At 51.1% G+C, this 20,213-nt stretch carries 16 protein-coding genes; 11 read left to right on the forward strand and 5 right to left on the reverse strand.

Features of this window, described 5'->3' with window-relative positions; translation table 11 throughout:
* Positions 1 to 74 precede the first annotated feature (74 nt).
* The 3 genes from hmpA (at position 75) to E4L36_RS05290 (ending at position 2,477) form a co-directional block, all read left to right on the forward strand.
* Positions 75 to 1,280 (forward strand): NO-inducible flavohemoprotein, encoded by a 1,206-nt coding sequence (hmpA, locus tag E4L36_RS05280; protein WP_136679579.1) that lies wholly within the window; start codon positions 75 to 77, stop codon positions 1,278 to 1,280.
* Positions 1,281 to 1,540: 260 nt separating this feature from the next.
* Complete coding sequence (locus E4L36_RS05285; protein ID WP_136679581.1) at positions 1,541 to 1,834, forward strand: hypothetical protein; 294 nt, start codon at positions 1,541 to 1,543, stop codon at positions 1,832 to 1,834.
* A 346-nt stretch (positions 1,835 to 2,180) separates the two neighbouring features.
* On the forward strand, positions 2,181 to 2,477 hold the full coding sequence (locus E4L36_RS05290; protein WP_127695503.1) for a hypothetical protein: 297 nt from the start codon (positions 2,181 to 2,183) through the stop codon (positions 2,475 to 2,477).
* A gap of 120 nt (positions 2,478 to 2,597) precedes the next feature.
* Here the strand turns inward: E4L36_RS05290 and E4L36_RS05295 are convergent, their stop codons facing one another.
* The 3 genes from E4L36_RS05295 to E4L36_RS05305 all read right to left on the reverse strand — a co-directional run bounded on the left by E4L36_RS05295 (position 2,598) and on the right by E4L36_RS05305 (position 4,289).
* The gene (locus tag E4L36_RS05295) at positions 2,598 to 3,470 is read right to left on the reverse strand and encodes an AraC family transcriptional regulator (RefSeq protein WP_136679583.1); all 873 of its coding nucleotides are present in this window, start codon (positions 3,468 to 3,470) and stop codon (positions 2,598 to 2,600) included.
* 69 nt (positions 3,471 to 3,539) lie between these two features.
* Positions 3,540 to 3,728 (reverse strand): (2Fe-2S)-binding protein, encoded by a 189-nt coding sequence (locus E4L36_RS05300; protein WP_136679585.1) that lies wholly within the window; start codon positions 3,726 to 3,728, stop codon positions 3,540 to 3,542.
* A gap of 138 nt (positions 3,729 to 3,866) precedes the next feature.
* A complete protein-coding gene (locus E4L36_RS05305; RefSeq protein WP_136679586.1) occupies positions 3,867 to 4,289 on the reverse strand; it encodes a BLUF domain-containing protein in 423 nt (140 codons plus the stop codon).
* Between the two features lie 337 nt (positions 4,290 to 4,626).
* Between E4L36_RS05305 and E4L36_RS05310 the strand changes: the two genes are divergently transcribed.
* Positions 4,627 to 4,920 (forward strand): hypothetical protein, encoded by a 294-nt coding sequence (locus E4L36_RS05310; protein WP_136679588.1) that lies wholly within the window; start codon positions 4,627 to 4,629, stop codon positions 4,918 to 4,920.
* Positions 4,921 to 5,264: 344 nt separating this feature from the next.
* Complete coding sequence (locus tag E4L36_RS05315) at positions 5,265 to 5,561, forward strand: hypothetical protein (protein WP_136679590.1); 297 nt, start codon at positions 5,265 to 5,267, stop codon at positions 5,559 to 5,561.
* 115 nt (positions 5,562 to 5,676) lie between these two features.
* Here the strand turns inward: E4L36_RS05315 and E4L36_RS05320 are convergent, their stop codons facing one another.
* Together E4L36_RS05320 and torR are read right to left on the reverse strand one after the other, a co-directional pair.
* Positions 5,677 to 12,024 (reverse strand): AAA family ATPase, encoded by a 6,348-nt coding sequence (locus E4L36_RS05320; RefSeq protein WP_136679591.1) that lies wholly within the window; start codon positions 12,022 to 12,024, stop codon positions 5,677 to 5,679.
* 8 nt (positions 12,025 to 12,032) lie between these two features.
* The gene (gene torR, locus E4L36_RS05325) at positions 12,033 to 12,749 is read right to left on the reverse strand and encodes a two-component system response regulator TorR (RefSeq protein ID WP_127695525.1); all 717 of its coding nucleotides are present in this window, start codon (positions 12,747 to 12,749) and stop codon (positions 12,033 to 12,035) included.
* A 335-nt stretch (positions 12,750 to 13,084) separates the two neighbouring features.
* Here torR and peaA point away from each other — a divergent pair, with 335 nt between their 5' ends.
* The 6 genes from peaA to E4L36_RS05355 all read left to right on the forward strand — a co-directional run bounded on the left by peaA (position 13,085) and on the right by E4L36_RS05355 (position 20,205).
* Positions 13,085 to 14,683, forward strand: coding sequence for a quinohemoprotein amine dehydrogenase subunit alpha (gene peaA / locus E4L36_RS05330; RefSeq protein WP_136679593.1), 1,599 nt, complete (start codon positions 13,085 to 13,087; stop codon positions 14,681 to 14,683).
* Positions 14,684 to 14,734: 51 nt separating this feature from the next.
* On the forward strand, positions 14,735 to 16,168 hold the full coding sequence (gene peaB / locus E4L36_RS05335) for a quinohemoprotein amine dehydrogenase maturation protein (RefSeq protein WP_136679595.1): 1,434 nt from the start codon (positions 14,735 to 14,737) through the stop codon (positions 16,166 to 16,168).
* Complete coding sequence (gene qhpC, locus E4L36_RS05340; protein WP_127695519.1) at positions 16,169 to 16,495, forward strand: quinohemoprotein amine dehydrogenase subunit gamma; 327 nt, start codon at positions 16,169 to 16,171, stop codon at positions 16,493 to 16,495.
* 11 nt (positions 16,496 to 16,506) lie between these two features.
* On the forward strand, positions 16,507 to 17,640 hold the full coding sequence (gene peaD / locus E4L36_RS05345; protein WP_136679597.1) for a quinohemoprotein amine dehydrogenase subunit beta: 1,134 nt from the start codon (positions 16,507 to 16,509) through the stop codon (positions 17,638 to 17,640).
* A 146-nt stretch (positions 17,641 to 17,786) separates the two neighbouring features.
* Positions 17,787 to 19,535 (forward strand): ABC transporter ATP-binding protein, encoded by a 1,749-nt coding sequence (locus E4L36_RS05350; RefSeq protein WP_136679599.1) that lies wholly within the window; start codon positions 17,787 to 17,789, stop codon positions 19,533 to 19,535.
* Complete coding sequence (locus E4L36_RS05355; RefSeq protein ID WP_169051478.1) at positions 19,525 to 20,205, forward strand: S8 family serine peptidase; 681 nt, start codon at positions 19,525 to 19,527, stop codon at positions 20,203 to 20,205. The genes E4L36_RS05350 and E4L36_RS05355 overlap by 11 nt, the downstream gene beginning before the upstream one ends.
* Positions 20,206 to 20,213: the final 8 nt, after the last annotated feature.

Here is a 20,213-nt window from a genome sequence, read left to right on the forward strand (position 1 = left end):
ATTGCCTAAATTTTCTACCACTGTGTGGGGTGTGCCACTAAGACGTCCCACGGGGTGTTATCTATGGAGTTCTTATGCTGAATCAAGATCAGATTGCCATCATTAATGCCACTGTACCCGCTGTTAAAGCACATGCGCGGGATATTACCAACTGTTTCTATCCGTTGATGTTTGCTCGTTATCCAGAAGTAAAGAGGTACTTTAACCACACCAACCAAATACAAGGAACGCAGCGTGAAGCTTTAGCCAATGCGGTTATCGCTTATGCTGGAAATATTGAGCGCCTCGAAGCATTAGGAGACGCGGTTAGCCTTATCGCCCATAAGCATTGCTCTTTGGGCATTTTACCGGAGCATTACCCCATTGTTGGGGAGTGTTTGCTCGCTGCTATTTCCGACGTGTTGGGTGATGCTGCAACCGAGGAGGTACTGTCTGCGTGGGGAGCCGCGTATGAGCAGTTGGCCGCTATTTTGATCGGCGTTGAAGAGACGATTTATGAGCAGAATCAGCAGCGCTTGGGTGGCTGGCGTGGTGAGCGAGCATTTCGTTTAGTCGATAGAGTAGAAGAGAGCACACTGATCACATCCTACTATTTACACCCAGTCGATGGTGAACCACTGGTCAGCTTCTTGCCGGGTCAGTATGTGGGTGTGGTGTTGCACATTCATGGTGAAGAGATCCGCCGCAATTACAGTTTGTCTGACGCGCCTGACAAGCATGGCATTCGGATTAGCGTGAAGCGTGAGCCTGATGGGGTTGTCTCGAACTACTTGCATGAACACTTTGTTGTAGGAGATGAAATTGCCGTAACAGCGCCGTGTGGTGATTTCGTGCTCGACGATAGCCAGCGCCCGTTGGTGCTCTTAAGTGGTGGCGTTGGGATTACGCCGACGATCAGTATGCTGAACACCTGTGTTACCAGTGGTCGGGAGATTATATTTATTCACGCTGCACTCAATAGCCAAGTACACGCCTTTAGGGACCATGTGGCAGAACTGAGCGCGCGTTATGACAACCTGAAATCGTTTACTATTTATGATCAAGCACTGAGCGGTGACACCCCCGATGCCAAAGGCTATCTGAGCGCGGAGCTATTGGCGCAATGGTTACCAGAGAATCGCGATGTGGAGCTCTATTTTCTTGGCCCTAAGCCATTCATGCAGGCGGTAAGTGGCTTTGTGAGAGAACTGAAAATTCCTGAAACGCAGGTTCATTACGAATTTTTTGGCCCGCTGCAAGAGTTGCATGCTGACGCTGTTGATATGGCGGTTGGCCAGTAACGTAAAAGTGTTTAGGTAAAACTATCCGAGATAATATCGATAGCATGGACGGTCATCTTTTATGCTATCGGTTTCTCTATTTCAAATGGATGATCAATATGTACCGATTTTATTGAATAAGGTTATTACTCATCTCTTTGGATTTTATTTTTAATTTTCAGTTTCGTTTCAGATTGATCTTTTAATCTACACCCATCAAAACGACATTCAAGGCGCTGATCACGCATCACCGCCGACAACCGCTTAAAAGGATCATCACCATGAAAACAATTATCGCTTCTACACTTTTCGCCGTACTGGCTAGCTCTTCTGCCTTCGCTGCGAATGACCTCAGCCAGTTCTCTGATCACTCAGTGCAAGCAAACCTAGCCGTGGGCCACAGCAGCACAGCAACCGGCTTTAACACCGCTAACCCCTTGTCTGAACTAGGTAATTCTAAAGAAGCGCATCTAGCATCCGAGACACGCGTTGCTGATGCGAATGCACAGGGTGCGGTACTGGTCGCTTCTTACGGCCTTGATGTACCGAGCGTATCCAGCGAAGCAACATTGTAATACCCCACTTTTTTAATCACTGTTCCACCCCCTGTATCCTCAGGTTTACAGTACACACGTTGGGAGCTTCGGCTCCCTTTTTTTATGACTGCTATTTACGATTTTTTTGCAGTGATAAAACGTAATAGGCCTATGGTTTTTCTCTGCTTATAACCTGCGGTTTAAAAGGTTTTAATGAGAGGTTTAATCGGTTTTTTCTACGTGTTTTTAGAGAAAAATAAATAAAAGTTTTCAGGTTTTTTTCAGTTTCGTTTCAGATTCGTCATATACATTTAACCCATCGAAACAAGCTATGAAGGCCACCCACCAGGTGAGCCACCGACAGAATCAAAAAAGGTAAACGATCATGAAAACACTACTTAACACAGCCATTATCACATCCGCTCTTTTCGCAACGTCAGCGTTTGCGGTGAATGACCTCAGCCAATTTGGTGCTAACTCCGTTGAGAGCAACCTAGCAGCACACACCGTCGCAACAGAGCAGGGTTTTGAAGCGGCAGTCAGCCCACTAACAGCGTTTGGTGCTTCAACAGAAGGTCACCTATCTGCTCAAGTGGATAGCGCGCCAACGTACAACGCTGATAGCAGCGTGGCATCATTTGGTTTGGAAGTACCGGCCAACTCTAACGAAGCGCTGTTGTAATCGATCAGTGCTGTAATCAACTAGCACTGTAACGAATCACGCACGAACGGGAGATCGACACGTGATTTGAGCAAGTCGCTTAAAGCAGAAGGAGGCCTTGGCCTCCTTTTTTGTGTTTGTTTAGCGTAGCAAACAGTAGATGCGGGTGAGCAGTTCATCCGGTGGCGTAGTTTTCGGATCGTTCAAATACTCTTCAAAGCAGGGAAAGTCCCCTGGTTCATAACCACTTTGGGGAAACCAATTCCCAAATAGCCAAGCATAAGGCTTTTCAAGCTCCGCATATGATCCTTTAAATAGTAAATTCACACAGGTGCCTGCCGGTAAGGTAAGCGGTGTTGGCGCATCGTTGTCTGTATCGGTTGGGCTGTTACTGGTGATACAGGCGTGGGAGCGCAACTCATCGCTCTCAACAGAGCCCGGGTCGTGATAGTAAATACCAAAAGAGCGGGTGGATTGATTCAAAAGTCCTTTGCTACCGGCATAGATAAAGAGCTTTTCAAAAGATTGCCCGATACCCATGTAATCCCCTTTGTGCTCATATCCTATAAGTTCTAAGCCCGGAAATTGGCTAATTTCAACCTCAAACATATGATTAATATCCTTTATTGGTGGCAGTTCTGAACGCAGGGGCTTGATGTCGTTGGTTGCTCGTTGCTTACCTTCTCGGTATACGCTGGGTGCAATACCGTATTGTTTACTAAAGGCGCGGCTAAAGGCTTCGAGGCTGGTGTAGCACGCTTGATTAGCAATCTGGGGCAGAGGTTTCTCGGTACGAATCAGTTCCGCTGCGGCGTATTGGAGGCGTATTCTGCGAATCGTTGCATTGATGTTTTCCCCGCTCATCTGCCGATAGATACGGTGGAAGTGATAGGGTGACATCGCTGCGACATCTGCTAGCGTGTTAACATCTAACGTCGCTTGCTGATGAGCGTAGATATAGTCCAGCACTTTGTGTAAGCGCTGTCGATACTGGTGGCTTGTTGATGGCTTCATAACGTCTCCTTAGGACACCATAGTAGGAGAGCAGCGCTTGATAATGTTTGCGCTTTTAGCAGAGGTGGTTCAATGCTCGCTTACAAGTGCTTCGACGTGCGGGCGGCATTCGCCACAGCGTGGCTGCAGTCCATGAAGGGCTAAGATCTCACGGTAGTCATCTTCTCCTATATCAATAGCTTCAACGATATCGCAGACATAGAGGGCATTGCAGGTGCAAACTAGGGTGGGATCAGCTAGCTTTCTGTCTTCATTCATATCAGGCTCCAGAGTCTTTGAAAGTAGATACTAGAGTCTGATAGCAGCAGGGGACAGTGACATTTCTGCATCTAGACTTGAGAGCGCTTCAATTATAATTCGGTGGTTGTCAATGCTGTGACCACCTATCAGTGCTAGCTACTCAATAAAGCCTTTTAGCGCTTTTAACATACCCAATGCACTTTCGGCACTCATTTTATAGGGCTCAAATTCATCGGTCAGGCCAAACTGGGTGATCAGTTCTTTGGTTACCGAGGATTCGGGAATAAAGCCCATGTTCCAATTGCTAAAGGCTCTTTCGCTGATCTCTTCATAACCAAGAATGACGGCATCGTGATGTCGGCTATCACGCATGATGCGCTCGTATGTTTTATTCACCTCGTGCCGTGAGCCCTCTATCGATTGCAGAAAGTACTTGCGGTTAAAGCAGAGCAGGCCAGTAATATGGTGCTTTTGATTATTCCGTTTTGAGGTTTCGAGTATGCTGCTAATCTCTTCGGGTCCGAAAGCATAGTTCTCGCGTGTTACACGGCTAGTGTAAATGAGGCGAACTAGATACATGAGCTTGCTCCTTGTTTTTATCAAAAGCATCCTTTTGAGGTTAGCTGAGAATGGCCGTTGTGCAATTTAAGGTGGACCTTTCTTTCTTATCTCGGGGAGGCAAGGGGGGACTTTTCTTTGCAGAGTCTTTTGCGTGAGTTTTTGAGAGTTTCTATTTTTAACAGTAAGGCTTAGGTAAATTAAAGAATAACTTAATAAATAGGCTGGCGATTATTTTTAAATTTATTTTATCTTTCAGTTTCATTTCAGATTGATCTTTTAATCTACACCCATCAAAACGACATTCAAGGCGCTGATCACGCATCACCGCTGACAACAGATTAAAAGGATCATCATCATGAAAACAGTTATCGCTTCTACACTTTTCGCCGTACTGGCTAGCTCTTCTGCCTTCGCTGCTAACGATCTTAGCCAGTTCTCTGATTATTCAGTGCAAGCAAACCTTGCAGTGGGCAACAGCAGCACGGCAACCGGCTTTAACACCGCTAACCCATTGTCTGAGCTAGGTAATTCTAAAGAAGCGCATCTAGCATCTGAGACACGTGTTGCTGATGCGAATGCACACGGTGCGGTACTGGTTGCCTCTTACGGCCTTGATGTACCGAGTGTATCCAGCGAAGCAACACTGTAATACTCCGCTTTTTTCATCACTGTTCCATCCCCTCTATCCTCAGGTTTACAGTACACACGTTGGGAGCTTCGGCTCCCTTTTTTTATGGCTGCTATTTACGCTTTTATGCAGTGATAAAAACATAAAATCCTTATGGTTTTTTCTGTTTATAACCTGTGGTTTAAAAGGTTTTAACGAGAGGTTTAATCGGTTTTTGCTACGTTTTTTTAGAAAAAAATAAATAAAAATTTTCAGGTTTTTTCAGTTTCGTTTCAGATTCGTCATATACATTTAACCCATCGAAACAAGCTATGAAGGTCACCAACAAGGTGAGCCACCGACAGAATCAAAAAAGGTAAACGATCATGAAAACACTACTTAACTCAGCCATCATCACATCCGCTCTTTTCGCAACGTCAGCGTTTGCGGTGAATGACCTCAGCCAATTTGGTGCTAACTCCGTTGAGAGCAACCTAGCAGCACACACCGTCGCAACAGAGCAGGGTTTTGAAGCGGCAGTCAGCCCACTGACAGCGTTTGGTGCGTCAACAGAAGGTCACCTATCTGCTCAAGTGGATAGCGCGCCAACCTACAACGCTGATAGCAGCGTGGCATCGTTTGGTTTGGAAGTACCGGCCAACTCTAACGAAGCGCTGTTGTAATAAAGCACCACAGTAAGCTCCGAGTTCTATCGCTAAGCCCCGCTTAGCACAGCAGTAGCAGACGCATACTCTCATCATTGGACATCTTCTGTCAGGAGGCTTCGGCCTCCTTTTTTTATGCCTTGCGTTCTATATAGCTACGTAGCTGCAATAAGCTTTCGTTACCTACCACCGTTAGGCTATTGAGTTGCTCAGGCGTTAGCGTTGCGCCCAACTGCTCGTAACCGCGGCACTTCACTGCCAGTTGATCAAGGCCAAAGTTTGCAGCGGCGCCGGCCAGTTTATGTAAAGCCTCTTGCTGCTGTTTGGCCGCTTGTTGCTGCACTAATTGCTCGAAGAGCGCCTGTACTTGTTGTTCAAGCTTGCCAATCAGGGAGATAAACGCGGTATCGCCTAATGCGCTTTGGTGCTGTTCAACTCGGCTAATATCTAGCAGGTGGTGGTGCACGTTGGGCTCCTCCATTGTTTGGGCTGTTTGCTTTCCGAGCAAGTGCGAGAGGGCGGCGAACTCCAGGGGTTTGCCAAGCACGCCATCGATTCCTGCCGCATGGTAATTATTGACCTGCGCTTCGGAGATGCTGGCAGTTAGAGCGATGATGCGTACATTCGCCTTGGCTGTATCAGGGTGATTGCGCATCTTACGGGTGGTTTCCATGCCATCCATATCGGGCAAATGGATATCCATCAGCACAATATCGTAACGGTTTTCATCGTGCAGGCGCAGCGCTGTGTAGCCATCGGCTGCAATATCAACGTGGTGGCCTTCGCTTTCGAGCAAGCCACTCGCTACCTGTTGGTTGATGGGGGTGTCCTCAACAAGTAGTACTCGCAGCGGTGCGGTTGATGCTAACGCCGAATCGGGCGTTTGATCTTGGCTGCAGTGCTCGTCGGTACACTGGTAGGGAAGTTCAAACCAAAACTCACTCCCTTGGCCCTCGCTGCTGGTAAAGCCTATTTTGCCATGCTGGGTTTCTACCATCTGCTTGGCGATGGCTAGCCCTAAACCGGTTCCGCCATAGCGGCGCGTGATCGATGAGTCTGCTTGTGTGAAATGCTGAAAAATTCGGCTGTGGGCTTCAGTAGGGATACCAATACCGGTATCTCGGACGCGGCAACTGAGCACCACTTCAGATGCTTGTCGTGTGCAGCTGACCGCTAAGGTGATAGTGCCCTCTTCAGTAAACTTGATGGCGTTTGAGCATAGGTTCATCAAAACCTGCCCAAGCGCACGACGATCACCTATAACGTTTGCAGGAACCGCAGTGGGCACATCAAACTTAAATGCCAGCCCCTTAGATTGGCACAGTGAATCAACAATCAGGGTGGTTTCATCGAGTACTTTTTGAATCGAAAAGCGGGAGGCTTCGGGTTGAAACTGGCCAGCTTCCACCTTGGTAAAATCAAGTACATCATTGAGTATCGACAGTAGAGACTGGCCTGATTGATAAATCGCCGCGACCTGTTGCTGCTGCTCGGCAGAAAGAGGGCTCTTCTCCAGTAGTTGCGCCATACCCAAAATACCATTCATCGGAGTACGAATTTCATGGCTCATCGAGGCCAGAAACTCTGATTTTGCTTGGCTTGCTGCCTCCGCTTTCTCTAGCTCAAGTTCTGCTCGGCGTTGCTGTGCCAGCGCTTTTTCCCGTTCAACCCGTTCGGTGATATCTGTCACTGAGCCTTCATAGTAGTTGGGCTGCCCGTGGGCCTCACTACGCTGGCGGACAGAGATGGAAACGTCCACCCGTGAGCCATCACGGCGTTGCCACTGTGTCTCAAATCCGATCACTTCAGCATGGGCGTTGAGACGGTCTTGCAGGCGGTGGTAGTCATAGCTGTGGGTAAAGCACTGACGCTCGATATCATCAATACCCGCTAAGCACTCAGCAGGAGAACTGTAACCCAATAGCCTGGCTAGCGCGGGGTTGGCGGATAGCAGTTTGCCGAATGCGTCGGTTCTAAAGATCGCTTCGACGGCGTGCTCAAACAGCGAGCGATACTCCTGCTCGGAGCGTGCCAAGCTTGAGTAAAGTTTCGCGTTTTCGATGGAGATCGCTGCTTGTGCCGACAATATCTGCAGGGTTTCCATGCGTGTACGGTCAAAGACATCGCGGCTTTCGTTGTTCTCCAGATAGAGAATAGCGGTGAGTTCGCCATGATAAAGAATCGGCATACACAGCAGCGAGCGAGGTTTGCGTCGCTGGATGTAGGTGTCTTGCATAAACATCTCATGGCGATGTGCGTTACTCAGTACCACATCGTCTTTAGTGCGTGCGACGTAGTGCACCACGCTAATCGGCACCAAGTGGGTATCGTTTAATGCCTGTGCCGTAAAGAAGGTTGGTGGACTATCGAGCTGGGCCTCAGCTTCAACAAAGAGCCCCTCCGTTTGGTTTAATACGAGAATCGCACGTTGCGCGCCAGCGTTCTCAAGCGCTAGTGCCATCAAGCGTCCGAGTAGCTTTTCGAGCTTAATCTCATCTGAGATGGCGTGTGATGCGCGGATGATCGCATTGGTATCGAGATGCTGATTCGATAAGCCATCTTGGATATCGACGACCTCAGGCTCAAGGGCCGTCGTTTGCATGGTGCGATGGGCGAAAATGTCAGGGTAACGCGCGCTGAGTTGGCGCAGCTTAGCACTCAACTTTAGCGCTTCATAGGCGCTCCACGCTTCACTCAGGTAGGTGCGAGCGATCTGGGTTTTGTCCCATTCAAGATAACAGCGGCCCGCCAATTCATTGGCCAGCGCGCTGATCAGGTGAAACCCTTGGCTGCGGCTTTGATTAATGGCAGCGTCGTAGAAATCCATCGCGAGACTAAACTCCTGCTTGCTACGATGCAGCTCAGCTTGGGTCAAGCTCAATAGGTGCTGATAGTTCTCGGGGCAGTGCTCTGCCCATAGCCTCAGTTGGCGCAAGTTGTCTTGGATACGCCTGAACTTATGGGGGTGGTGCAAAATGCTGAGTTTGGGCAGCTGTCTGATCTCAGCCAGTGTGGAGATAAAGACAAAGCACGGGCTGGTGTAGGTCGCGTTGATATGAGCGAGATAGCGTTGGCCCGCTTGGCTATGTTGCAACGCTTTTTCGTCGGCATCGAATAGATAGCATAACAAGGTGCTGTAGTAGTGATAGATGCTGATGGCCGTGCGGTGATCTTCGCGGTGGTTTTCGGTTAGCATCTGTTGGTCAAAGAAGCGGCCACACAGATACGTTGGATCTTCGCTATTGCCTAGCAGATTATCGATCGCTTGCAGCGCGAGCAGCGAATACTGCAATGACTGCTTTTGGCCGTAACCGGCTAAAAGATCGGTGTATTGCTCTAACAGTGGCTGGCGGCTGGCAAAGTCTGCCGTTAGATTAAAAGCGTACTGGATATACGCCGCGAGGCAGTAGCTTCCCCATTCGATATCGCCGCCATCCAGCGCTAACTGGTGCCCCTCTAGAAGCGAGTCCAGCGTGTTCGCTAAAGGCTCTTTCCAATGCCGCACGTACGTGTTGAACAGGTAGAGCGTTTTGTGGCGGATCAAGCGGTTGGTGCTGCTGTTTTCGGGCCGCTGATCAAGCTCCATAGCAATGTTGCCCAGAGCGTAGCCATCAACAATTTTTTGCTCTTGGCCACACAGAATCCCACCGTAGCCAGCCAACGCCATGGCCGCATGGGGTGTAATGCCGTGAGAGAGCGTCAGCTCCACCTGTTTTGCCATGACGATTGGGCGCAGGTTTGAACTTGAGAACTTCACCACTCCAAACATACTCGCCAAAATCGACAGCGTGGCGCGTTGGTGCGGATCTTCAATCGCGGGAGCGCTTAATAGCTGGTGTTGCTGCTGGCGGCGCAGTAGCCACTGAGTCCGCCACATCCCCAGCTTGGTTTGCCAGCGGCTTGGGTGGCGGGGCAGATCGACATTGAGGAGCTTGAGTGTCTCAAGCGCGATATCCAGTGCTGCATCAAACTGGTTGCGGGCAATCAACGCCTGCATATGGATCTCATCAACACGCACCCGGTCTAAGCGCTCACGCGCATGGGCAATAACGGTATCGATAAAGCGCTGCATGGTATCGAACTCACCGCGAATATACGCAACCTCCGCGCCATGGGTATGCAGTGCTAGGGCCAGCGGATAGTGTGCCTGCCACGCATCGTGTGGCAGCAGTGCTACTCCTTCCTGCAGGTAACTGAGTGCCGCATCAAAAGCTGCTGACCCCAACGCTTGTGCGCCAGCTTGAGCGTTCAATTTAGCAAGCTCTAGTTTTGCATCGGGCGTATCGATCAGTGCTAACGCCTGATTGAGATGGTTGGTGATCTCGAAAACCGCGCTACTGTCGGTTTCGGTGGGCAGTTGCTGCTGTAGAATCCGGCCAATTTTTAGGTGGAGATCAGGTTGCTGAGCGGCGGGAATCAGCGAGTAAGCGGCCTGTTGGATACGATCATGGACAAAGCGGTAGCGCTTTTTATTGAAGGTCAGGCCAGAGTGTGACGAGTAGTTGCTGTCCACCTGAAGTAGCAGGCCTTCACTGACTCCGGCACTTAAATCAGCTTGTGTCTGTTGCTGTGATTGCGACAAGATCGTGGATAGCGTTTGCAGGTCAAATGGACTGCCGATGCAGGCGGCAAGACGCAGAGCCTCACAGGAGCTGGTGGGCAGCTTCTGAATTTTGTTCACCATAAGGTCGATAACATTATCGGTCATTTCGCGTGAACGGATCCGCGCTTCATCCCAGTGCCAGCGGTTCTCTTTAAAAGTGATTAACCCCTCATCATGCAAAGAGTAAAGAAACTGGGTAAGGAAAAAGGGATTGCCCTGAGTTTTGCTCAAGCAAAGCTGCGCGAGCACTTGGCAGTGATGTGTTTCGCGGCGCAGCGTATCGGCGATTAAGCGTACGATCTGGTTGTGGTTGAGTGGCTCGAGTACGATCTCATCAAGGTGCGCCGGACTGCTATGCAATTTCTCTAGGGTACGGCGCAGCGGGTGCGCGGGGCTAACTTCATGGTCGCGGTAACTGCCGATAATCACAAGGTTGGTGAGATCTTCACTGTTGGCGAGCGATTCAAGCAGGTGAAACGATGCCAGATCTGCCCAGTGCAAATCATCGAGGAACAGCATTAAGGGGCGTTGTGAGGTGGCGAAGACCTGCAGCAGCGCAATAACCAGGCGCGAGAAGCGGTTTTGCTCCTCCATCACTGATAAGCGCGGAGCATCTTGCTGTGGGCCGATGATTAACTCCAGCTCAGGCACTAAGCGGATCAGGGCTTGAGCGTTATGTCCTAGTGCTGCCGTTAAAGCCTCGCGATAGCTTGCGATCTCCTGCTCATTTTCGGTGAGCAACTGCCGGATCAGCCCTTGCAGCGCCAAGAAAAGCCCTAGATAGGGGCGGGTGCGACGGTACTGGTCAAACTTTCCGCTGATAAAGCGTCCGTTTTGTTGATGGATATAGTGACGCAGTTCATGAACTAAGCTTGACTTTCCCACCCCTGCATAACCGGTGATGGTGACGATCTCTAGTGGCTTGCGGGTGGCGCGATCGAAGCAATCACGTAACCGCTGAATCGTTGCCGCGCGGCCATACAGGCGTTGTGGTACCGCGAAGTGCTCAGAGACATCTTGCTGAGCAAGGGTAAAGTTGGTGATGTTGTGATGTTCGCGCCATTGATCTTCACAGCGTTTTAAATCTTGCAGCAGGCCAAAGCTGGATTGATAGCGCTGCGATGCGTCTTTTGCCAGCAGCTTAAGGACGATGCGGCTGAGCATCTCGGGCAGATCGGGGTTGAGCTGGTGCGGCGCAGGCGGATGCTGTGCGATGTGGCTGTGGATCAGCTGTGCCGGCTCTTTGCCGTGAAACGGTGTACGCGAGGTAAACAGCTCGTACAGCGTGGCGCCAAGGCTATAAAAATCACTGCGGTAGTCGATATGGCGGTTGATCCGGCCCGTTTGTTCGGGCGCTAGGTAGTGCAGAATATCGGGCTGTAATTGTTGGGCGTTCCAGCTGGCTTGTTCACGAGTTACGCGCGTTGCCATGGCAAAGTCGATCAGGCAAATATCGCGGCTTTCCGGAATCCACAAGACGTTATCGGGCGAAATCTTTTTGTGTATGACGCGTGCCGAATGCAGCAGGCCCACCAGATTCGCCAGCTGAATGGCCACAGGCAGTACTTGATCCCAGCGGTAGTGGTTGCGCTGCATCATTTGCCGCAGGGAGATCCCCCCCACATCGGGAAAGACGATTGCGGGGGCGGTTTTATGTGCCACCCAGCGCAGCGGCTTGATCACGCCTGCGACCTCAATATCGGACAACAGCGCGTATTCATGCTCAAACTGCGCACATTCGGCAGCGCTGGCAGTGCCGTTTGCCTGCTTGATGATCACCGGTTGATGATCGCTCTCTTGCAGCGCGCGGCTGACGGTGCTGTTTTTACCGCGGTGTAGTATCGTCTGGATCTGGTATCCCGGAAGGTGATGCAGCATACGGTGGCCTAATCTAAGGTGCCAGCAAACATATATCCGGCACCATGAGCGGTGAGGATAAAGTGCGGATCGGCTGGGTTGTCACCGAGTTTGCGGCGCAAACGGCCTATCATTACGTCTACAGAGCGGTCATTCGGTGTCCAAGCGCGGTCGTGGATCGCATCCATTAGCTGGTCTCTGCTGAGGACTTGGCCGGGCTTAGTGATCAGCGTATGCAGCAGCTTGAACTCTCCTTCTGGGAGGCGTTCGGTGCTGTTATCTGGGCTACTGAGTAACCGGCGGCTACTGTCGAGTGACCAGCCCTCGAAGCGGATCAAACTATCGGTTTCTGCCGGTTGCGTGGCTTGGTCGGTCACGCGCCAAATAAGGTTCTTCGCGCGTACCAGCAGTTCTCGTGGATTAAAGGGCTTTGTCACGTAGTCGTCGGCGCCGAGCTCAAGGCCCACGATGCGGTCGATCTCATCGCCTTTACTGGTGACTAGGATGATACCCACCTTGGATTGTACGCGCAGCTCGCGTGTCAGCGTGAGGCCGTCTTTACCGGGTAGGTTAATATCCAGCAGCACCAGATCGATATGCTCTGTTTGGATGCGCTGTAGCAGATCGTCCCCGTGATCGATTTCAGAAACGCGATAGCCCGCGTTCTCAAAATAACTGACCAGCAGGGCGCGAGAAGCAAAATCATCCTCGACGATCAAAATATGATGTGGGTTAGCGTGTGTCATTGTCGTGTTGTGTCGCTATCTAGGCCAGCTCTTAGGCGTGTTGTTCGAGTGTAGCAACCCCACAAAGGTGAGAGAAGTGGCCGAAAAACGAAAGAAAGTTAAGTTGTTAATATGATAAAAGTTATTGAAAACAAAGGGTTGTAGATATAAAGGTGCTGTATTGTTACATTTTGTTACATACCTGCACAACTTAACACAAAACAAGGCAAGTTTATTTACACCGCGCCGGTAAGTTGGCCATTGTGTATAAACCGACACGTTCCTTAACTCGATGGGCCTGCATCGCTTTTGTGAAAGTGATGCTGCGACAATAATTCTTACAGGAGTAATTGGCCTTGAATAATAATAAATCCAAGCGAGCCCTACTGGGCGGAAGTGCACTGGCTTTGTTGGGGGCGATTGCTGCGCCAACAACCGTGTCTGCGATGGATGGTGCGAGCGTACTGCAAGAGAAATGCCTGATCTGCCATACCCGCACTGGCGATCCAGAGGCTCCCTATTCACGCATCAGCCAGCAGCGTAAAACCCCGGAAGGGTGGCACATGACCATCAACCGCATGCAGCGTTTGAATGGACTTTTTATCTCGCCGCAAGAGAAACAAGCTGTCATTCAATACCTCGCTGATACGCAAGGCTTGGCGCCATCTGAAACCGCGCCATATCGTTATGTATTAGAGCAGCAGCCCAACGTTGTTGAGCAGGACATAGATCCCGCTTACGTTGAGATGTGTGCACGTTGCCACTCCAGCGCGCGCTTTGGCCTGCAACGCCGAACAGAAGCGGAGTGGAAGTTGCACGTCAACACCCACATGGCGATCAACCCAACCACTGAACTGCACGCCTTAGCGCGTGACCGATCTTGGTACGATATCGCGTTAAACGATACGGCACCCAAGTTGGCAAAAGACTTTAACTTCCACGATGCTGCGTGGAAAAAGTGGCAAGCCGCGCCTAAACCGGAGCTTGCGGGCCGCTGGAGTGTTGCAGGCTTCTTACCTGAGCAGGGCGACTACAGCGCCACACTGACGATTACGCCAACCTCTAACAACCGCTTTGAGCTGACCCTAGATGGCCACTTTGTTGATGGCACTGCACTCAAAGGTAGCGGTAAAGCCAAACTATACGCAGGCTACGAGTGGCGTGCGCAATTGAATGTGAACGGTACCAAGATGCGCCAAGTGATGGCGGCATCTGAAGATGGCCAACAGCTAACGGGCCGTATGTATCAAGTGGGCCGTGATGAGATGGGTGGCGAGATCAACGCACATGTTGGCACCGCTATCGCAGGTGTATCACCCGCTGCAATCAAGCAAGGTGCTGTACAAGAGATCACCATCATGGGCAGCGAGCTGAAGGGTAACGTCTCGTTAGGCCGTGGTGTTAGCGTCGAAAAAGTACTGACACGCGATAACGACCGCATCGTTGTGCTAGCGCGTGCCCAGAAGAACGCCACTGTCGGTGCGCGTGATGTTCGCGTTGGCCAATCCCGTGGTCAGCAAGCGCTGGCTGTTTACGATCAGGTTGCGCGCGTGGCGGTGGTTCCGGCTGAGTCGATCGCTCGGGTCGGTGGTAATGGCGGCCTAGTACCGAAAGTGCAATCAACTTACCGTGCGCAAGCCTTTAGCGCTGGTCCAGATGGCAAAGCGGGTACAGCCGATGACCTCAATCTTGGCTATATGCCAGCGAACTGGTCTGTTGCGCCATTTAATGAAACAGCTGAACACGATAAAGATACGAAGTACGCCGGTTCAATCGACCAGCAGGGCATCTTTACACCGGGTGACGCAGGTCTTAACCCAGAGCGTAAGTTCTCGACCAACAACTTGGGTAACCTGAAAGTGGTTGCATCCATGGGTGAAGGCGATGAACAAGTTTCGGGTGATGCGCACCTACTGGTCACAGTGCCTGTGTATATCAAGCGAGCTGTTCAGTAGCCATAGGTGTGTGATAGCACCGGCGAAGTAGAATAATAAGAGGACGACCAAATGGGATCGTTAACACTCGTAAAACCCAACATGCATTTGGTGGATGTGGACGAGCGCCGCATGATGTTCCATGTACCGACAAGCAGCCTTTTCGAGTTGGATGCGTTGTCGGATGAGTTGATACAACTGTTTTCGGAAGAGGCGGAAGTATCAGCAGCACACATCAAAGCGCGCTTTGGCGGGCGCTTCCAGGTTGATGATGTGACGGAGACGCTAGCTGAGCTTAAGAGTCTCAAGATCATCGCAGATGCGGGCAGTGCCGCACAAATCAATATGGAGCCTCAAGCGGTGGAGTCATTTCCACTGACAACCATTGTGCTCAACACCAACACCGGCTGTAACTTGAGCTGCACCTATTGTTACAAAGAGGATCTGACGACCCCGTCCAAGGGCGACAAGATGGGCTTTGAAACGGCTGTGCAATCAATTGAGATGATGCTCAAGGAGTCCCCCAATCAGCGCCAATACAATGTGGTTTTCTTTGGCGGAGAGCCATTGACCAATATGCCGCTGATCCGTGATGTGGTTGCCTACTGTGAAGAGCGCTTCGCTGCGCTTGAGTCAGAGGTGAGCTTCACAATGACCACAAACGCCACCATGCTCAATGAAGAGCTCGTGGACTGGTTTGATGCGCACCGCTTTGGCTTGACCATCTCGATGGATGGGCCAAAAGCGATGCACGATAAAAACCGTATCACGGTGGGTGGTCAGGGCACATATGACGTGGTGAAGCAGAAGGTAGCGATGCTGCTATCGCGCTATAAATCTCGTCCTGTGGGGTGCCGCGTCACACTGACGCGTGGGATTACCGATGTGGAAGCGATCTTTGATCACCTCTATAACGATCTTGGCTTTGCTGAAGTGGGTTTTGGGCCAGTGACCTCTGGCGATATTACCTCCTTTAACCTGACTGCCGATGAGATGGCAGAGGTGTTTGCGGGTATGAAGCGCTTAGGTAAAAAGTACCTGAAAGCTGCGCTTGATGGCCGCAATATGGGCTTTGGCAACATGCATATGCTGATGACCGATATCCATGAGGGCAATAAAAAACAACTGCCTTGTGGGGCGGGTGTTGGGCTTTTAGCCGTGGATACAAAGGGGGGAATCAACCTTTGCCACCGCTTTACAGGCTCAGACCAGCCGCTGTTTGGTGATGTCAGCGAAGGGCTTGATAAAGCCAGCCTCGCGACCTTTGTGGAGACGCGTCTTGATCGCACGGATACCGGCTGTGAAACGTGCCGTATCCGCAATATCTGCTCGGGTGGCTGCTATCACGAAAGCTACGCAAAATATGGTGATGCAACCGTACCTTCCTACCACTACTGCGACCTACTACGTGACTGGGTTGATTATGGGGTAGAGGCGTACACACGCATCATGCTAGAGAATCCGAGTTTCTTCGAAGCTCATGTCTCTCCTAGAAGGAGTGCTTAAATGAAACATCTAAAGTCTTTTAACAAGAAAGCAAAAATGCTCGACCAAGCAACCTCTCAGAATGAGGTTGAAGAGGTGGTCGCGATGCAATCTGTGGTGGGCTGTACCTCCACGAATGATCCCGGTTGGGAAGTTGATCCCTTTGGCGGACTCGGTTCCTTGTGTCAGCCGATGGAGTCGGACCTTTACGGTTGTGCGGATGCGTGCTGGTGGCCAGCTCAGGTGCCTGACACCATGAGCAACTATCCAGAGTGGTCACAAGATGTGGCGAAAGCGAATGAAGATTGGCGCAAGCTTGACGGCATCTTCCCAGAGAACGACCAGTAACGGAGGCGCAGATGACTTTTTCTCGATTGTTTAAAGCGGTTGCGCTTATGAGTGCTGCCAGCGGTGCAGCCTTGTTAACCGGTTGTGCGGCTAACCCCATGGCTGAGCAGGGTATGAAAGCGGGTGGTCATGAGTATGTACTGACGGTAACGCGCCCGAACCAACTGCATATCATTGATACAGAAACAAAAGATGTGGTGCGTAGCTGTGATGTGCCGGGCACCTTTGGTAGCGGCTCAATTGCTAGCTCACCCGATGGACGTATTGCGTACGTGTTAACCGCCGGTACTGAGAAGGTGGTGGGTTTTGATATTCGCAACTGCGACATCGTGTTTGCAGCAAACCAGTCAATCAATGGCGAGCGTGTGAAAACCTTTGTCTCGTTGGCGGTGAGTAACGATGGTAAAGAGCTATACACCGTGCAAAACCCAACGCGTAAGCTGAATGATCGCTACGATGTTTTGCAGCCGCGCTTAGCGGTTTATGACACGGCAGCTGGCCTCAATGCTAAGCCGCTACGCACGTACCCTGTGGATCGCCGTATCACTAAAATCGCTGTCATGGGCGATGGTCGTATCGTCTTGGGCGGCGCAGATCTGACTGCGATCAACCCGAACACGGGCGAAGTGAAAATGTTGAGCAAAATCCAGAACTGGAATCGTGCGGGTAGCTGGGTTCCGCCTGATGCCTTTGCGATGTTCAACCAAGGTGAGCACGTAGGTGAGTACATCATGCCGTACTTCACGATTAAGTGGAACGGCGCACCTGGGGATATGGAGAAAGCTGAGTTCTGGTGGGGTATGAACCGCATCGATCTGGCATCGGGTGAAGTAGAAGAGACTGAAACGGTGCCGTTTGAGTTTATCGTCTTCAACTGGATTACTGATCCGCTTAACAAAGATATTTTGTACGGCGCATTTAACCAGCTATCTAAGCACGATATCAGCAAAAAAGAGACCGTTGCGGCAGTGGATCTGGATCACACGTTCTACAGCATCAACATGGACAGCAACCGCACGATCTACATCGGCGGTGCATCTAGCGATATCTCAGTACATAACCCTGATACGCTGGAGAAGATCGCTTCAATCCAGCTAACTGGCGATATGTCTTCTGCGGACCTGCGAGTTGTTAAACTGCACTAATCAGGTTCAACAGTAGATATCGGTGAACAAAAGGGCTGTCTTGGATAGCCCTTTTTGCGTTTCTCCAAGGTGATAGATTGGCACTAAAGCGCTGGTGGTTGCTCTTAGCGGCTGCTATAAAAAAGAAAAAATAATAAGGCGTTCAAATGGTTAAGTGGTTAGCAGCAGCGGTTGACGGAAAAGATCCTGCTAAATTAGAGCAGGCTTTCCGCTGGCTATATGCCTTTATTCGGCCCCATCGGCGCGCCATTATCGGTTTATTGGGATTATCAATGCTGGGCTCGGCCTTTGTGCTGTTGCAGCCTTGGTTGACCAAAATGTTGATCGATGATGCCTTGCTCGCGGGTGATTACAACTTGTTACTGGTGATGGCTGGCGCCATGATCGGGGTGGGCATTCTGAGTACGATACTGTCGGGTGTGAATCGCTATTTGCACACTCAGCTCTCAGGACGCATCCTGTTTGCGCTGCGTGAACATCTGTATTGCCACCTACAAACATTATCGCCACGCTTTTTTGGCGGACGTCGTATCGGCGATATTCTCTCGCGCTTAGATGGCGATGTTTCTCAGATTCAACGGTTTGCGGTGGATAGTCTGTTCTCTGCGTTTAGCAGTGTTTTGGGCTTAGTTGGTGCATTGGTATTGCTGGTGTCACTCTCGTGGCAGCTCTCACTGTTGGTGCTGGTGTTGATCCCATTAGAGGTACTTTGGTTGCGCTGGATGCGGCGTAAAGTAGAACGCCAAACCCGCGTTATGCGTGAGCGCTCCGCTGATCTTAGCTCCTTTTTGGTGGAAACGCTGCCTGCCATGAAGTTTATTCAAGCCTCTGCACAAGAGAAGCGTGAAGCGAACAAACTCAACGGCTTAAGTGATCGTTACCTCGGCGAGCTTCTCAATCTACAAGTTGTGGAATTTTTTACGCAAGCAATCCCCTCGACGCTGACCTCTTTAACCCGCGCCGCTGCATTTTTAATCGGCGGCTACTGGGTTATTCAGGGGCAATGGCAGCTTGGTTCGCTTATCGCGTTCTCAACCTATTTGGGGATGGCGACGGGGCCTGTGCAAAGTCTCTTGGGGCTTTACGTTGCGATTCAGCGGATGTCGGTGAGTCTAGACCGAGTCATGGAGCTGCGCCGCGCAACACCAGAGGTCAGCTTACCAGAGCAGCCGGTCACACTGCCTGAGCATGTGCAGGGGGATATTGTTTTTGAACAAGTGACATTCGGTTACCAAGCAGACCGGCCCATCTTATCGCAGGCAAATGCTCGCTTTAGCGCTGGTCGCAGCACGGCTTTGATCGGCCCATCGGGTGTTGGAAAATCGACTGTGATTGATTTGCTGCTGCGCTATTACGATCCGTCGCAGGGGCGGATTTTGCTGGATGGTGTCGAGCTTCGCCATATTCCGCTGGATCAGTTACGCCAACATATCGCGGTTGTAAGCCAAGAGGTGACACTATTTCGCGGCTCACTAGCCGACAATATTCGCTATGCTGCGCCCTCGGCAACGCAGGAGCAATTGCTCCACGCAATTGAGATGGCACAGCTAACTGACTGGGTGGCCACACTACCGCAAGGGATCGAAACACCGATTGGCGAGCGGGGCAGCCAGCTATCGGGCGGCCAAAAACAGCGTGTTGCCATCGCCAGAGCACTGCTGCAGCAGCCATCGATCCTTATCTTAGATGAGGCCACGTCGGCGGTGGATGAAGCGACTGAACGTGAAGTGATCACCAATGTGAATCGGCTTTTCAGTGGCACAACGCGCATTGTCATTAGCCATCGCGCCTCAACACTGGTGGACGTTGATGAGCGTCTCCTGCTGCATGAACAGCAACTGCTAGATGATCTACCGCATCACACAGATACGACAGGAGAGCAGGGTGCCAGTTAAGGTTGGAATGGTGGATAGCGGGTGCGGTTTTAGCCGTTCTGCGTTTTTAGATGTTACTCAGCGGGTTGTCGCGCAGGCGAGTTTTGTCTTTCGCGATGGTGGCGTTGAACAGGTGGCACCGATGGCGGATCAGCTCGGCCACGGCTCTGCTCTATTGGGTATTATTGGCCACTGCGCACCTGATGCGGAATTTGTGGTGGCGCAGATATTTCGCGAGCGCTTAACGACAACAGCAGCACAGGTAGCGGCGAGCATTGACTGGCTCGTTGATGAGCAGGTTGATGTAATCAACCTAAGTTTAGGGCTGCGCCAAGATCGCGATGTTCTGAAGCTAGCGTGTGATAGAGCACGACAAAAGGGCGTGATCTTGGTGGCCTCTACACCGGCACGGGGAGAACCCGTTTTTCCCGCCGCGTACGAAGGCGTGCTGCGTATGACAGGCGATGCGCGCTGTCAGCCAGATGAGTTTTCCCGGTTGCAAACGCGTTTAGCTGACTTTGGCGCGCATGTAAAAGGGGAGAATGGTGTTGTGGGGGCCAGCGCTGCGACAGCTTACCTAACTGGGTTTATAGCCCAGCACTTAATGGAGCATCCTCAGCATGATCTAGAGGCGCTCTCGCGATGGTTGTGTGATTCTGCCACCTATCAAGGCGCAGAGGTGCTGCCATGACAGCAAGC

The organism is Neptunomonas sp. XY-337 (assembly GCF_004959845.1).
In the GTDB taxonomy this organism is placed as follows: Bacteria; Pseudomonadota; Gammaproteobacteria; order Pseudomonadales; family Balneatricaceae; genus Neptunomonas; species Neptunomonas marina.